The sequence below is a fragment of the Aliirhizobium wenxiniae genome (genome assembly GCF_019511445.1).
Lineage (GTDB): Bacteria > Pseudomonadota > Alphaproteobacteria > Rhizobiales > Rhizobiaceae > Neorhizobium > Neorhizobium wenxiniae_A.
This window is the reverse complement of the sequence record NZ_JAEUAN010000020.1, coordinates 1-14,236: the sequence shown is the minus strand read 5'-3', so window position 1 is coordinate 14,236 and position 14,236 is coordinate 1. Positions and strand designations below refer to the sequence as shown.

Genomic DNA, 14,236 nt, shown 5'->3' with positions numbered 1-14,236 from the left:
GCCTCTCGATACCTTCTTGCTCTCACCCCTCAGCCAAAAAAATCGCCGCAAGGATTTCTCCTTGCGGCGCCAGCAATTGCTGAATTCGAGGGCAGTCAGGCGTCGGGAACCGTTGGCACAGGCACCCGGCGCAAGTCGTAAAATTCGGAGTGAAGCCGGGTTATTGCACCGGGCGTTTCTGCGGCAGCGGCACGGAGGCGGGCGGCACGGAACCCGTATGGATCGGGGCAGACGAAGCGATCGACTGGGTTTTTACCGCATCGGCCGGGTAAGGGGTCGGATCGGGATCCTGCTTCATCGCCAGATCGGCAGCCTCGGCATCGTCAGGCTTGCTGTTGAAATGGCTGTCGAGCAGTTCGAAGGCGACATGCGCGCCCTCTGCGGCTCTGATACCGAGCACGGAAAGCGTTTCGGCGCCTTTTTCACAGACATCCGGCTTTTCGGCGCAGAGCCCGGCAATATAGCTGTAAGCGCCCGTCGCAGCCGAGATCGCGTCGCCCATCTGCACGGCGCCGGCTCCCTCGTTTACGTCAAGCGGCCTGTTGCTGAAGTATGAAAGCACCACCAGCACGGCTGCAAAGAAGACACTTCCCTTGATCAGAAACCACATTGCCCTGTCCTGCGCTCATTCTTTTCCACAGCAGAGCATCTCTGCCGGGTTGCGGTCTGTGCCGCTTCTGAACACCAACGTACCGGCGGCAAGCAAATATCCCTTTGATGCGACCGCTCGGATTTATCTAAAATTTGAACTAAACCGGCACAGGATCCAGTTTTGAATCATCCTGAGCGGCATTTGTCTCAAAGTTTAACGATCCGCGTTAAGCATAAAGGCAGCGCTGGTCTGAAAGGCAAGGCGTTTTGGCGCGGCCGCTTTGCCACAATCGTTAACATCAACGGAAAAATCGAGATAAATCCGTCGCTTACCGACCGTTAACCACGATTGGAGAAGTGCGGCCCATTCTGTGCCAAAGCCGGAAATGCGGGCTTTTGGAGAAGTCGGGAATCACACACTTTATCCTTTCCTTAAGCCGCGGAAGCCTAATGTGACCGCGTAAAACGAGTTCGTGTCAGGGTATTGAGTGCGCGTATTGGGTAACATTGGCGAGAAGGCCGTGAACGTGGTCGACAAGACCGCGGAACGCTGGCTGGCGCGCCTTGGCGGCGACGTGGTGCGGGGAACCGACATCACGCTGTTACGCCGCATGGTGCTGACAGCAGGAGCCGCCCTCGTCACCATTCCGGTCGGTCTCACAGCGTTTCTGCGCCCTGTTCTGGCTCTGCCTGTCGGTGCAGCCGTCGTCTCCTCCGCTTTCCTCATCGTTGCAGCCGCCGCATTTTCGCGGGCCCGTCCGCTGCCGCAGCCGGCCGTCAGCGAAGACCTGAGCTTCGATGCCTGCCCAGGCCTGATGCTGTCGCTCGACGCGCAGGGCCAGGTGCTGAAAGTCGGCGGCCGTGATGCCCATGCATTCCCCTCCGCCATTCGCGAATGCCAGGGCGTGACCCTTGCCGAACGCGTGCATGTGTCGGACCAGATCGCACTTCTCCAGGCCTTCGACATGCTGCGCCAGGGCGCATCGCGGGCCGAGACCGATGTGCGGGTTCAAAAGACCTTTTCGCCTGCAGACGGCCGCCAGTTCGTTCTCGTCCGTTTCGATTTCACCGCCATCCGCAATGGCGAGGGAAGCCTTGTCCAGGTGATCGCCCAGGCACGCGACGTCTCCGAATACGAGGTGCTGCGCCAGGAGGCCGAGCACCGTCAGGAAGAGGCGCGCACCGCGCACGAAACGAAATCGCGCTTTCTTGCCGCCGTCAGCCACGAGCTGCGCACGCCGCTCAACGCCATCCTTGGCTTTTCCGATGTGCTGGCCGGCGAATATTTCGGCAAGCTGGCAAATGATCGGCAGCGCGAATATGTCGGCCTCATCCGCCAGTCGGGCGGCCATCTTCTGTCGGTCGTCAACACCATGCTCGACATGTCGAAGATCGAGGCTGGCCGTTACGAGCTGCTGATCGAACCCTTTGCGGCCTTCGAAGCGGTCGAGACCTGCCGCGCCATGCTGGACCTGCAGGCCCGCGACAAGGGCGTCACGCTGACCGCACGCGTCTCGCGTAGCCTGCCGGAAGTCCAGGCCGATCGCCGCGCCCTGCAGCAGATCCTCATCAACCTTGCCGGCAACGCCATAAAATTCACCGATCGCGGCGGCGTCGTGTCGATGGATGCAGCCGTGCGTGGCCGCGATCTCATCGTCACCGTCAGCGATACCGGCATCGGCATTGCGCCGGAGAAGCTGGGCACGCTCGGCCAGCCCTTCACCCAGGTGGAAGCCGGCTACAGCCGCAATTACGAAGGCACCGGTCTGGGCCTCGCGCTGACAAAGGGTCTTGTTGCGCTCCACCGCGGCACGTTTGCCATTTCCAGCCGTCCGGGCGAGGGCACCGTCGTGACGATCTCGCTGCCGCTCGACGGCCCCGAAGCGGCGGGCGATGATGAGACGATGGCGGAAACGGTGGAGTTCCCACCGCGCCTGAATGCCGTGCAGTTGAAGAATGTGGATGAAAAGGCCATGATGCAAGGGGCCGCGATGGAGCGGTCCGGCGGGGAGATCACCTCGACTAATCTGGGATGTGCAAATGACCACGCGGAAGCGAAAATCGCCTAAGGGGCGACGGGCAGTGAAGGAGCAAAGCCTTCCGACCCGCATGCTTGCGGGTGCGGGGTCTGCCGTCCTTTATGGTGCGGGAAGTTCTGCGCGCGGCATCGGCGGCGCGATTGTCCGCAATCCCAAGGCCACCCTCTACGCCACGACCTTCATCGTCGCCTTCTCCTTCGTCGCCGCCAATGCGCTCTGGTATCAGCCGGGCGGCCATCCGTCGCCTTTCCTGGCGACCCGGGATGCAAGCGACCCGAATGCGATTGCCGGCTATCGCCAGTTTCGTGAAGCAAATCCGGCCGATGTGACCACGTTCCGCATCGAACGTGCCCCGGCTGGAGGGCAGACGGCACCGGTGCAAGCAGCGCCCCGCCAGCCGTCGCCCGGTCAGACCGTCGCTTCGCCCACGGCCCAGCCCGCACCGGCACCCGCCGCAGCACCTGCGGACGACATTCGCTCGATCATCGCCGGCCAGGCACAGAGCAGCCAACCGGCTTCCGCAACCACGGATCCCGCACTCGTGGCCGGCATCCAGCGCGAACTTGCCCGCCGCGGCATCTATCAGGGCACCGATGACGGCCTGATGGGACCGCGCACGGAAAGCGCCATCCTGTTCTTCGAGGAGGCCTCCGGCCTGCCGCAGCGCGGTGTCGCCACGCCAGAACTGCTGGCCGTCCTGCAGTCACAGTCGAGAAACCAGGGGCAGGCTGCAGGTCTGCCTCAGGCACAGCCGCAAACTCAGGTCACGGCAGCACCGCTCCCGATCCCGCGCCAGGCTCCAAGAGCGGAGGCCACCCGAACCGCAGCCCCCAGAGCGGAAGCGCAAAGAACCGCAACCCGCCCGACGGCTCAGCCCGTCGTCCAGCAGGTCAAGGCGTCTGCCCGCAACGAAGACCCGATCACCGCCGCCATCCGCTCCTCCGAGCGCCAGCCGGCGATGACGCCCCCGGCAGAGATTTCGGGCGCACGCCGTATAGCCGCGGCGCCGACCCAAGCGGTCAAGCGAACCGATCCCGTCCCCGCCTCGCAGATGGTGCTGCAGATCCAGAAAGGCCTGTCGAACATCGCCTATACCGATGTCGAGATCGACGGCGTCGCCGGCACCCAGACCAAAGCCGCCATCCGCCGCTTCCAGAAACACTACCGCCTGCCCGAAACCGGCGAACCCGACGCGGTCGTGCTGCAAAAACTGAAGGCGATCGGCGCGCTTTAGACGCGATATCGCTGACCGCATCATTCAGAAGGCGAGCTGATGTCGTGGCAGGATTGCTTGCGACCGGTGCTTCAGCGTTGCGGGCTGATCGTCACGATCGCTGAAGAACGGACCTGGACGAAGGAATATTCGACGCCATCACGCAGCCACAAGGCCGTGACGCTCTTTGCCGCATCGTCCCTGTCGAGATTATCGGCAGGCCCCAGCCGTTCCGCCATGCCGTCGAGAAGCCCCGCCGCGTTTGGGGTCGAATAGGAACAGGTCTTGAGGCCAGGCAGTCGAACGTTTGTCCAGAATGACAGGAATTCAGGCCGGCCTGCCGCCTTGCGCTGCCAGCCCACCATGTCCACAGAACCGGCATCATGACCGATGAACGTATTGCGCCACTCTTCGGTTTCCGCATCGGACAGCTTTTGCCAACCAAGCGCGTCGCCTCTTTCGCCCGCAACCTGCACGCTCGCTGCCGCACAGATATCGAACAGCTTGCCGGCCGTCATATCGACCGGTGCCGCAATGGCTGTCTGGATATTCAGGGATAAGGCCCAAAGGCCACCTGCGATCACGCGCAAGAGATGCCGACGCGGGCGTGAATGATTTGTATTCGTCATCTCCATGTTCTTGGAGAAGAGATGTTATCAAATTCTTGCCGGGCCCATTCTTGCGCGGGGAGGGGCATACGGAAGAGCGCTGCCGGATTTACCGGGGCAGCAGATTACATCCATGCCGATACAAAAATCGGTTGGGTCATCGGGCCAGTAGCTATCGAACTCTCCTCCTGCCATTGAGTAGGTTAATCAAAGCTTTCATGGCGCCATATGGGTTAGGGCCATTCATTTGAATGTTTCCGGTATACCGGCCATCTGCTGTTCTGGTGACCAGTTTTCAGGTGTTTCCTGAACATAGACCCATTTCGAACCACTGTTGATCCATGTCTTGCGAAATGCCTGAGCACTCTGGACCGTCTCATCCTCATAACCGAACTCGACCCCACAACAGGGGCATATTTCGTAAGTGGGGCAATTTCCGTCTTCTCCGTACTGAGGGTACGGTTGTCGCAATCCACAGACGCGGCAATGGCAAGTGGGATCATTGTGCATTGAAATGGGAGCGCTCTGTCTTGCTAGATATTGGGTAGTCTCTCGACTATCACACAATAGCCGAGTGGGCTAAAGACAGTTTCGCGCCTTCTTCCCCCATTTGCCTCCGCCCCAAATCCATCCTATTCACTCCCTCATGCGTCTCCGTTCCGATATCTATGTCTCCGCTCTCATTCGCCGCGTCTTCGGTCTCGGCGGCTTTGCGGCGGTTGAGCATAAGGGGGCGGAGGAGGCGGGGGCGATCTTTATCCGGCAGCGGTTTCGCGATGGGCTGGAAAGCCTCTATGCGCCGGCACCCCAAAACTTCTTTGCCAGCGAGGATGACGGCAGCCGCAAGTTCGAGACGCGGCTTGAGCGCGCCGAGCCGGATGTCATGCGCGAGGCGCTCGACAGAGAAATCCGTTTCGATCCCGATCTGTGGCTGGTGGAACTGGAGATCGACGATCTTGGCGATCTGTTTCCGGTCGTAAAGCCGGATCGGTAAGCTTTAGCGGATGCGGAAACCGGAAGCGCTGCGGCGCACCGTGGCCGAGGTGCGCAAGGGGCGGTCATCGACAAAGCCGGTGGCGCCATCCGTATCTGCGCCGGAAAACATGCCGGAAGCCGCCTGATCCGCGCCATAGGTATAGCGGTCGGCCCTGCGCCACGCTTCTACCCGCGCATGGCACTCGTCCTCGTTCAGCGATTGCCACAGGCTTTCGGCCTCGGACACGCCATCGGTCGCTTCGGCCAGATGGCCGTAGAGGCGGGTCAGGATATAGGTCGCGTCGGCGAGCCGCATGCCGAGGCTTTTCAACACGGTGGCAAGCTGGCGGCCGGAGAGATCGAGCAGGATGCGCTCGGCAAGCCAGCGGCTGGTCGTCAGAATATCCGCAAGCGCGGTGACGAGAAAAATGGCTTCGCGGTTGCGTGCAAAGCGCGCCAGAAGCGCCTGCTGCACGTCTGACAGGCTGCGCAACCCCAGACGGTCGTCTTCCGCCCGCTCCACATGGCCTGCAAGCAGCTTGATCCGGCGGCGCAGATCTTCCTCGCGCGCCAGCCGACCCGTATCGGCCACCGGGTTGCTCATCGGCATCCCGGCGGGCTCGGGGCGGGTCTCTGTTGCCTCGATGGCAGCCTTAGACTGTCGTGCCTCTTCCGGCCGCAGGCCCACAAGCGCGTCGATGACGGTCGGCGAAAGGGCTGCGCGGCGCACGATGGTGCGCGCGTGATCTGCGCCCTGGCAGCGGGCGATCGTGATCAGCGCCTCGTCGGAAAGGCAGGTCGATGCGATCAGAAACGGGGCTGCCACGGCGATCGGCTGGCTGCCGAGAAAGAAGGCGACGGCGGGAGGAACGTTGGAAGACTGCGCAAGGGCTGCAACCGCCTGTCGGCGGGCCTCGTCGGATGAGGCGGAAAAGATCGGCATGAAGAGTTCGGCGAATTGCCGCAGTTCCGAACGTGTCGGATGGGAGAGCTCTTCAAAGCTCGTCACCGTTGCCATCAGCACAACGTCCTTCCTGCGCAGCGCCTGCGGTCTCTCCAGATCTCGAAACTCACTCGTCACGGGCAAACTCTTTGAAACGCAATACAAGAACAGAGGTGCCGACAAATGCGTTTGGCCGCCGCAGGGCAGCCGACACGTCATCTACCTTACCTTGGAAACTCCCGGTGGGCTTGCCGTCTCGGCCGGCTTTTCAGCCGGTTTCGATGCTTGCCTAGGTGAGGTAATGCTATGCCTAACAGGGTTAATATCCGGTGAAGACGACGCGTTTCGGCACACATCGTCCACAGGCGGGACAGGCAAGATCTCCGGTTTCTAAAGGCAGGTCGCAGTTTCCGGGCGGCCGCACTGAACCAAATCTGCAACACCGCGTTATGGAGCGGGTGTAAAGAGCGCATTTCCAGCGGTCGCTGTTTTAGCGTTAACCTCTTGTTAACCGCGTTGTGGCTTCACTCGAGGTCATGACCGGCCATCAAGCCGGAAAAAGGCAGTCGGCCGGGTGTCGCTGCTACCTGCCGGTTCAGGCGGACCCGGTAGATGAGATGTCGCTGTGCCTGGTGAAAGAAAGGCGCTTTGACGAGAACGGCGTGAATGTTCGTGGGTGACTTGCGGTAATATCCACGGATGCGTCGGCCCGAAAGGGCAGGGTGAAATCGAACCGTCTTCATCCGTCTCGATCCCTTGAATGGAGACGAGCATGGCAGAGATAGTGGCAATGAATGTCTGGCGAGATCGGAAAGGCCGGAAGGTCTCGACACCGACCGATGCCTCAAACCTTGCTCTTGCGGGCGAGATCGTGATGTTCACCGGCGTCCGTTACGAACGTTTCGACGATCGCATGGATCGCAAGGCGGAAAATCACGCTATTCGTATCGAGCAGAACTGAACCAAGCAATTCCAGCAAAAGTGGAAGCCGGTTTTGCGTCCGCAATTGCGCATGCCAGGAAAGGCTCTAGCCTCTGGTCCGCCACTGGAACGGAGCGCAGGTTGCCTGATCGAGAAATTTCGACACGACCGGAATGACGCTTTTATGCGTCACGAAACTCCTCAGCACGGCATAACCTTCCGTCTGCTGCGTCTCGACCAGCACGGTCTGGGCAAACCCTCTCGGCAGGCTCTTGCGAAGCGCTGCAAGCTGCGCCGGCGTGCCGACCACCACATCCAGAACATGATCCGCCGAGGTGCGGTCGTTGATCGAGAATGTCTCGTTCGATGAAGCATCGAAGACTCCGAGCGACCAGAAGGGTACGCCGCCATTCGGCGCCGTCAGCCTGACGGGCAATTCGCTGATATCGAAGGAGCAGGCTGAAACCTCCATCATCGGGTCTTCCTTGGAAAGGCCCGCCCGGTCCGGCTGTTCGCCGAGCCTGTAGAAGCGGTGGCTCTCTCCTTCCGCGATGATGCGCGTATAGGCGTCGCGCTGCGAGAATTGCGGCAGCGAAAAGACGATGATCAGGTGCAGAAGTGCTGCCCCCACAAGCCCTGTGAGGATCGCAAACAGGATCTTCAGCCACAGGAAATCGCGGCGCAGCGAAAGGAAGCCGAAGAGCCTAGACATTGCCGCATCCGATCCTGCGAATGGCCGGCATGGCAAGGTCGATCAGGCCGGAACTTCCAGCAGCCGGCGTATCGAGCAGGGTCAGCGTCAGGCGAAACTGCCCCTGCGCCGGGATCGCCAGCCAGTTACCGGAATGCGCCCGCGAAGCGATCGTGATGTTGAGCGAACCGTCCGGCTCACGCCCCACCATCCGGGAGTTGAGAGAGGAGGGCAGGTCCGCGTCGGCTGCCGGCGGCCGCCCGTCCGGTCCGGTCGCAAACAGCGTCCAATATCGCGCGCTCGGCGTCTGGCCGGTCAGTTGATAGGCGCAGTTTCCCGAAAGCCGCGCACCGCTGTCGTCGGTCGCAGCGGTAAAGCTCAAACCCTCTGCCGTGGCATAGAGCAGCTTTCCGGCATTGGCGCGGTGCGACTTTGCGTAAGGATCGGCATTTTCCGTCTGCGCCTCCGGAAAGGCTTCCCATGCGCCGAGCTTGATCGCGCCAAAACCGATCGTGGCATCGAGCGCCACCCGGGTCGACCAGATCCCGCCCGAAAAGGCGATTGCAAGCGCGATTGCGACGAGAAAGGGAACACGGAACACGGGCTGGCTTGGTCCTCGGCAAGACGGTGCGGGCAGGATTAGCATTGATTCTGGTGGGGGGGAAGGTATCCCCTCACCAACAAAATCTAAGACTTAGCCTTTGGCTAAGATCTTGATTTTGTAACCTCTCCCACAAGGGGAGAGGTAGGGCGCCGAGTTTGCCGCACCGGTATCTCTCCCCTTGTGGGAGAGAAAGCGATTTCGAAATCTTAGCCAAAGGCTAAGTTTCAGAAATCGCAAGTGAGGGGATTTGCAGCTTATCCAAACGCTCCGCTGCTGCTATCCTTCTCATGTTTTCGGGAAAAGATCATGCGCCACGAGCCTCCGCCGATCAATCGCCGTCGCGCTCGCGATATGCGGATAGATTCGACAAAGGCCGAGAACATGCTTTGGCAGGAAATCCGCGATCGCAGGTTGGAAGGGTTCAAATACCGCCGCCAGATGCCGTTGCAGAACTACATTCTCGATTTCGTCTGTTTCGATGCGAAACTCATTATCGAAGTCGATGGCGGACAGCATGCGCAAAGCAGGTCGGATGCTGTCCGTGATGCATTTTTCCGATCACAGGGCTTTCGCATCCTGCGGTTCTGGAATGATGACGTGGTGAGGGGCCTCGATGGTGTCATTCTCACGATAAGAGATGAGTTGAGAAATCCGGGCGAGTGATCCCCTCACCAACAAAATCTAAGACTTAGCTTCGCTAAGATCTTGATTTTGTAACCTCTCCCACAGGGGGAGAGGTAAAGCGTCGAGAGTGCCGCACCGGTATCTCTCCCCCTGTGGGAGAGAAAGCGATTTCAACATCTTAGCCGAAGGCTAAGTGTTAGAAATCGCAAGTGAGGGGACAGGCCTTCCGGCAGGTTCCCCTCAAGGCACCGAATTCGTCACCACCGGGCTCACCACCGCCGTCCCCTTGCGCAAGCCGTCACCCGATCCCTGCCTCAAGCCCGCTGCCGGCCTTGTCGCTTCGGCGACCTTTTCCACACCGGCCACCAGCGGCGGAGCGCTTTTCAGCGATTGCGCCAGCTGCTTCAGCACGCGGGTGGTCTCGCCCGAGAGCGAGCGTGGCCGTGTCAGCGCCATCAGCGCCGGATCTTCGGCCTTCTTCTCCGCCACTGCATCGCTGCCTTGTTTGTGGTTTCCGGTCGGAAGCGGATTGTCGATGCCGGGGATGGCGCGCAACTCGATGCCCTGATGCGCGTAATCCATCAGCTTCTTGAACGTCATGGCCGGCAGTGCGCCGCCGGTCATGTTGTTCATCGAGGTAAAGTCGTCGTTCCCGAACCAGACGGCGGTCGTGTAATTGCCGGTAAAGCCGATGAACCAGGCATCGCGATAGCTCTGCGACGTCCCCGTCTTGCCGCCCGTCACGATCCCGCCGTCAAGCGCTGCACGCCGCGCCGTACCGATCACCGGGATCTGCGTCAGGATGCGGTTCATCGATGACGTTGCTTTTTCGGAAAGCACGCGGGTGGCGGGCGCCTCATCGCGGTTGAAGTCGTAGAGAACCTCGCCGCCATAACCAAGAACCTGCTCGATGCCGTGGCGGCGTGACTGCATGCCGCCGGCCGGCATCACGGCATAGGCCGTCGCCTGGTCGAGAACGGTCACTTCCGACGTGCCGAGCGGGATCGTCTTGTCCATGCGCAGCGGCGTCTCGACGCCCATCGCCTTGGCGGTCTCGACGATAACCTTGGTGCCGAGCACATCCTTGGCAAGCCGCACCGGCACGGTATTGAGCGATTGCGACATGGCGGTCAAAAGCGAGACGCGGCCCTTGTAGGAGCGTGCATAGTTCTGCGGGGACCATCCGCGCCAGGTGATCGGCGCGTCGGAAATCATCGTTTCCGGCGTCATGCCGTGTTCCATGGCGGCCGAATAGGTGAACAGCTTGAAGGATGAACCCGGCTGGCGCAGCGCCTTGGCTGCGCGGTTGAACTGGCTTTCGCCATAATCCCGGCCGCCGACCATGGCGCGAACGGCACCGCCGTTCTCGATCATCGCCATCGCACCCTGTTTGACCTTGTAGCCTTCGCCGAACTCGCGCAGGCTGGATTCCATTGCAGCATCCGCAGCTTGCTGCAGACCCATATCGACGGTGGTGCGAACCACCAGCGAGTGATCCTTGATCTTGCCTTCCTTGGCCAGTCGCTGCACTTCGTCGAAGGCCCAGTCGAGGAAATAGTCGGGCGATTTCACATCGGCGCGGTCGATTGCGGTCGCCGGATTGCGGCGTGCGCCGATCACCTGACCTTCGGACATCATCCCGCTTTGCACCAGATTGGACAGAACGTCGTTGGCGCGGGCGCGCGCCGCCGGTAGGTTGACATGCGGGGCGTATTTCGCCGGCGCCTTGAACAGGCCGGCCAGCATGGCGCTTTCCGCCAGACTGACATCGGTGATCTTCTTGCCGAAATAGAACTGCGAAGCGGCTGCCGCCCCGAACGTGCCGCCGCCCATATAGGCGCGGTCGAGATAGAGCGACAGGATCTCTTTCTTTGAAAGGTTCACTTCCAGCCATACGGCGAGAAACGCTTCCTTGATCTTGCGCTCCAGCGATCGCTCGTTGGTAAGAAACAGGTTCTTCGCCAGCTGCTGGGTCAGCGTCGAGCCGCCCTGCACGACGCCGCCCGCCTTGGCGTTTTCGGAAAGCGCACGGCCAAGCCCGATGAAATCGATGCCGTAATGATCGAAGAAGCGACGGTCTTCGGTTGCCAGAACCGCCTTGATCAGATGATCCGGCAACTCGTCGATCGGCACGGAATCCTCATGGATGATGCCGCGATGGCCGACCACATTGCCGTAGCGGTCGAGGAATGTGACGGCGAAATCGCCGCGGTTTTTCCAGTCTTCCTTGGTTTCTTCGAATGCGGGAAGCGCCAGCGCAAGCAGCACGACCGAACCGGCGGTACCGAGCGTCATCGCCTCACCGGCAGCCTCGAAGGCCAGCTTTTTCCAGCCGCGAACGCGAAAACGGCGGAAGAATATGGTGATCTCTTCCCAGGCCTCAGCCAGCTTGAAGCCGAGATTCCAGACGGTCGAATCGATCCAGGAATCGATACGCAGCAGGATATGGCGCTTCTTGCGTGGCCGTTCCTCGTCTGGCTGGCGTTCGTCCTGCACTCTATCCTCCCCGTCCGCAAAGGCTTAATCAGCTTTCGCGTTTGGCTTGACGTGGCCCCTGACAGCGATCAAGAGCATAAGCTGGCCACGGTTAATCAGCATTAGCTGACAATTGGTTGATGCGCGATTGCAAAATCGCAAGGTGAAAAGGGCGGCCGACACGATTTGTATCCGATTGCCGCAAATGTGATGATGAACGACGTACCTTTCTGGAAACTGAAGTCCCTCGACGAACTGACCCAGGGCGAATGGGAAAGCCTGTGTGATGGCTGTGGTCTCTGTTGTCTCAACAAGCTGGAGGACTGGGACACGGGCGACGTGGTCTTCACCTCGGTTGCCTGTCGGCTGCTCGACGGCACGACCTGTCGCTGCAGCGACTATCCCAACCGTCAGAAAACCGTGCCCGACTGCATCCAGCTGACACCGCAGGAAGTGCGTGACATCCACTGGCTGCCGCCGACCTGCGGTTATCGCCTCGTGCGCGATGGCGAGGATTTGTATTGGTGGCATCCGCTCGTGTCCGGCGATCCGGAGACGGTGCATCAGGCCGGAATCTCGGCGCGCGGACGCACTGTCAGCGAGGCTGACGTCGATGTAGATGACTTTGAAGACTATGTTGTCGACTGGCCGCTGAAGGTCGGTGGTGAACGTTAAACGAAGTTAAAGCACAGGTTTCGAGCGCGGGTGTACGAAACCGTACAAAGCATTTTCTGCGAATAAATCGCATTCTTCTATGTTGTTTGACGCATATATTGTCTATTGAGGCACTGATATGTATCGTTGCAACTGTCGAAAATCGTGATTTCACTCGATGAATGCTCAAAGCACTCTCGCAGATCGCCTTTATGAGGCAGCCCTTGTCCCCGAACTCTGGACGGAGACTTGCGAACGGCTGGCGGCGGAGGCGGGGTCATCGACAGCCTCGATCTTCACTGTCGATGCGAGCGGCAATCATCGTTACGTCACCACGCCCAACATCGCCGACCTCTTCGCCAAATTCGTTGCAAGCGATCTGAGACTGCAGAACCCGCGCCCGGCGCGCGCCATGCAGGTCTCGCCTTTTTCCTTCGTTCGCACCTCCGACATCCTGACGCCGGAAGAGATGCAGGGCGATGTCATTGCCCGCGAATTCTTAAAGCCGCATGGCATCGACTGGGAGGCCGGCTGGGCCTTTCAGGAGCCGACCGGCCATGTGATCGTCATCACCCTGATGCGCAAAACCGGGCTCGATAATTTCTCCCATGCGCAGATCAATAAGCTGAACGACCTGAAACCGGATCTCGCCCGCGCCGCCTATATGGCCTCAAGGCTCGCCTTCAACGAGGCGCGTTCGATGACCGAGACGCTCTCCATGCTCGGCCTGCCTGCTGCCGTCATCGGCGATGCCGGCCAGATGCTTGCGGCCAATCCCGAGCTTGAAGCACTGTCGCCGCGCATTCGCACCGGCGCCAATGACAGGATCGTTCTCGAAAGCGCTGGCGCTCGTGCCCTGTTTGACGAAGCGATCGAACGCTACAAGTCGCAAGCCGTGCCGACCGTCCAGTCGGTGCCCATGGTGTCCCTGCGGGATGGAACGCCGCCGCTGATCCTGCATCTCATGCCGGTTCGCCGCGCTGCACGCGACATCTTCTCCCGTTCCATGGCCGTCCTGTGCGTCACCCAGGTCGGGCAGGTGGGGCCGCCGGATATGCGGGTTCTTTGCGGCCTCTTCGACCTGACCCCCGCCGAAGCCAAGGTGGCGCGCGGCATCGCCATGGCTCATACGCCGGAAATGGTTGCGGCCTCGCTGAATATCTCGCTTGAGACGGCACGCTCACACCTGAAGCGGATCATGCAGAAAACCGGTACGACCCGGCAGCCCGAACTTGTTTTGCTGCTCTCGGGCCTCAGCCCGCCGGGCTTCGGTCCGGGCGGTCGGTAGACTTTCTGATCAAGTCCATCAAAGACGCGAACCGACGTTGCGTCGGCAAGTGCTCCGGAGGCCGTGCGTTTTCGTCGCTGGGAATAATTTCATCCTGTCCTTGACCTTCCCATGATGGGAAGCCTTACATGCGGATGCGAAAGGATCGCATCTCCATGCCAGCATCTACGAACCAGCACCCTTTACACACCATTTCCGGCGCAGCCGGTCCATTGACCATTCCTGTCGAGGGCATGACCTGTGCCTCCTGCGTGCGGCGGGTCGAAACCGGCGCCGCCAGGCTGCCGGGCGTCAAGACGAGCGCCGTCAATTTCGCGACGAAGAAACTCACCGTCGAGACGGGCGAGGGGTTCGATCCGCAGGCGCTGGAAAAGGCGATCCACAAGCTCGGATTTGAAGTGCCGGCGGGTGCGATGGACCATGCACTGCGTGAGGCGGGGATGGTGGTGGATGGACTTGGAGCGGAAAGCGCTCCGAGCAGAAACGCCCCCTCTGGCCTGCCGGCCATCTCCCCCACAAGGGGGGAGAACAGTCGCGGCGATCGCCTGCCTCACTTGGGGCAAAGCGGATCGGCTGGGTTAAGCCCTCCCCCTCGTGGGGAGGGTGGGGA

The 14,236-nt window shown here is 60.7% G+C and carries 14 protein-coding genes; 8 read left to right on the top strand and 6 right to left on the bottom strand.

Annotated features, from left to right (window positions below; all coding sequences use genetic code 11):
* Window positions 1-160 precede the first annotated feature (160 nt).
* Window positions 161-610, bottom strand: coding sequence for a DUF5330 domain-containing protein (locus JNB91_RS21940; protein WP_220327615.1), 450 nt, complete (start codon window positions 608-610; stop codon window positions 161-163).
* 469 nt (window positions 611-1,079) lie between these two features.
* Here JNB91_RS21940 and JNB91_RS21935 point away from each other — a divergent pair, with 469 nt between their 5' ends.
* Together JNB91_RS21935 and JNB91_RS21930 are read left to right on the top strand one after the other, a co-directional pair.
* Window positions 1,080-2,660: a sensor histidine kinase gene (locus JNB91_RS21935; RefSeq protein WP_346269380.1), complete on the top strand. Its 1,581-nt coding sequence runs from the start codon at window positions 1,080-1,082 to the stop codon at window positions 2,658-2,660.
* Complete coding sequence (locus tag JNB91_RS21930; RefSeq protein ID WP_220327614.1) at window positions 2,632-3,864, top strand: peptidoglycan-binding domain-containing protein; 1,233 nt, start codon at window positions 2,632-2,634, stop codon at window positions 3,862-3,864. The genes JNB91_RS21935 and JNB91_RS21930 overlap by 29 nt, the downstream gene beginning before the upstream one ends.
* Window positions 3,865-3,935: 71 nt before the next feature.
* Here the strand turns inward: JNB91_RS21930 and JNB91_RS21925 are convergent, their stop codons facing one another.
* Entirely contained in the window at window positions 3,936-4,472 is a 537-nt protein-coding gene (locus tag JNB91_RS21925) for a hypothetical protein (protein ID WP_220327613.1), read from the bottom strand.
* 625 nt (window positions 4,473-5,097) lie between these two features.
* Here JNB91_RS21925 and JNB91_RS21920 point away from each other — a divergent pair.
* Window positions 5,098-5,445, top strand: a complete 348-nt coding sequence (locus JNB91_RS21920) for a DUF1491 family protein (RefSeq protein WP_220327612.1) — start codon at window positions 5,098-5,100, stop codon at window positions 5,443-5,445.
* Window positions 5,446-5,448: 3 nt separating this feature from the next.
* On the opposite strand, the gene JNB91_RS21915 is transcribed toward JNB91_RS21920, so the two are convergent.
* Window positions 5,449-6,507, bottom strand: a complete 1,059-nt coding sequence (locus tag JNB91_RS21915; protein ID WP_220327611.1) for a DUF2336 domain-containing protein — start codon at window positions 6,505-6,507, stop codon at window positions 5,449-5,451.
* A 634-nt stretch (window positions 6,508-7,141) separates the two neighbouring features.
* On the opposite strand from JNB91_RS21915, the gene JNB91_RS21910 reads away from it, so the two are divergent.
* Complete coding sequence (locus tag JNB91_RS21910) at window positions 7,142-7,330, top strand: hypothetical protein (RefSeq protein ID WP_220327610.1); 189 nt, start codon at window positions 7,142-7,144, stop codon at window positions 7,328-7,330.
* Window positions 7,331-7,396: 66 nt separating this feature from the next.
* On the opposite strand, the gene JNB91_RS21905 is transcribed toward JNB91_RS21910, so the two are convergent.
* Window positions 7,397-8,002: a DUF1254 domain-containing protein gene (locus tag JNB91_RS21905; protein WP_220327609.1), complete on the bottom strand. Its 606-nt coding sequence runs from the start codon at window positions 8,000-8,002 to the stop codon at window positions 7,397-7,399.
* The gene (locus JNB91_RS21900) at window positions 7,995-8,582 is read right to left on the bottom strand and encodes a DUF1214 domain-containing protein (RefSeq protein WP_220327608.1); all 588 of its coding nucleotides are present in this window, start codon (window positions 8,580-8,582) and stop codon (window positions 7,995-7,997) included. The genes JNB91_RS21905 and JNB91_RS21900 overlap by 8 nt, the downstream gene beginning before the upstream one ends.
* Before the next feature lie 309 nt (window positions 8,583-8,891).
* Here JNB91_RS21900 and JNB91_RS21895 point away from each other — a divergent pair, with 309 nt between their 5' ends.
* On the top strand, window positions 8,892-9,248 hold the full coding sequence (locus tag JNB91_RS21895) for an endonuclease domain-containing protein (protein WP_220327607.1): 357 nt from the start codon (window positions 8,892-8,894) through the stop codon (window positions 9,246-9,248).
* A gap of 201 nt (window positions 9,249-9,449) precedes the next feature.
* Here the strand turns inward: JNB91_RS21895 and JNB91_RS21890 are convergent, their stop codons facing one another.
* Window positions 9,450-11,705, bottom strand: coding sequence for a transglycosylase domain-containing protein (locus JNB91_RS21890; protein WP_220327606.1), 2,256 nt, complete (start codon window positions 11,703-11,705; stop codon window positions 9,450-9,452).
* A 192-nt stretch (window positions 11,706-11,897) separates the two neighbouring features.
* Here JNB91_RS21890 and JNB91_RS21885 point away from each other — a divergent pair, with 192 nt between their 5' ends.
* From JNB91_RS21885 to JNB91_RS21875, 3 genes are all read left to right on the top strand, one after another.
* Window positions 11,898-12,359, top strand: a complete 462-nt coding sequence (locus tag JNB91_RS21885) for a YcgN family cysteine cluster protein (protein WP_220327605.1) — start codon at window positions 11,898-11,900, stop codon at window positions 12,357-12,359.
* A 157-nt stretch (window positions 12,360-12,516) separates the two neighbouring features.
* Window positions 12,517-13,626, top strand: a complete 1,110-nt coding sequence (locus JNB91_RS21880) for a helix-turn-helix transcriptional regulator (protein WP_220327604.1) — start codon at window positions 12,517-12,519, stop codon at window positions 13,624-13,626.
* 155 nt (window positions 13,627-13,781) lie between these two features.
* Window positions 13,782-14,236 (top strand): heavy-metal-associated domain-containing protein (locus tag JNB91_RS21875; RefSeq protein WP_220327603.1); only part of this gene is annotated, 455 nt, incomplete at its 3' end.

Coding starts and splice junctions, on each gene's coding strand:
- JNB91_RS21910 (WP_220327610.1), top strand. CDS start 7,142: ATGGCAGAGATAGTGGCAATGAATGTCTGGCGAGATCGGAAAGGCCGG.
- JNB91_RS21905 (WP_220327609.1), bottom strand. CDS start 8,002: ATGTCTAGGCTCTTCGGCTTCCTTTCGCTGCGCCGCGATTTCCTGTGG.
- JNB91_RS21940 (WP_220327615.1), bottom strand. CDS start 610: ATGTGGTTTCTGATCAAGGGAAGTGTCTTCTTTGCAGCCGTGCTGGTG.
- JNB91_RS21885 (WP_220327605.1), top strand. CDS start 11,898: ATGAACGACGTACCTTTCTGGAAACTGAAGTCCCTCGACGAACTGACC.
- JNB91_RS21930 (WP_220327614.1), top strand. CDS start 2,632: ATGACCACGCGGAAGCGAAAATCGCCTAAGGGGCGACGGGCAGTGAAG.
- JNB91_RS21895 (WP_220327607.1), top strand. CDS start 8,892: ATGCGCCACGAGCCTCCGCCGATCAATCGCCGTCGCGCTCGCGATATG.
- JNB91_RS21880 (WP_220327604.1), top strand. CDS start 12,517: ATGAATGCTCAAAGCACTCTCGCAGATCGCCTTTATGAGGCAGCCCTT.
- JNB91_RS21925 (WP_220327613.1), bottom strand. CDS start 4,472: ATGACGAATACAAATCATTCACGCCCGCGTCGGCATCTCTTGCGCGTG.
- JNB91_RS21920 (WP_220327612.1), top strand. CDS start 5,098: ATGCGTCTCCGTTCCGATATCTATGTCTCCGCTCTCATTCGCCGCGTC.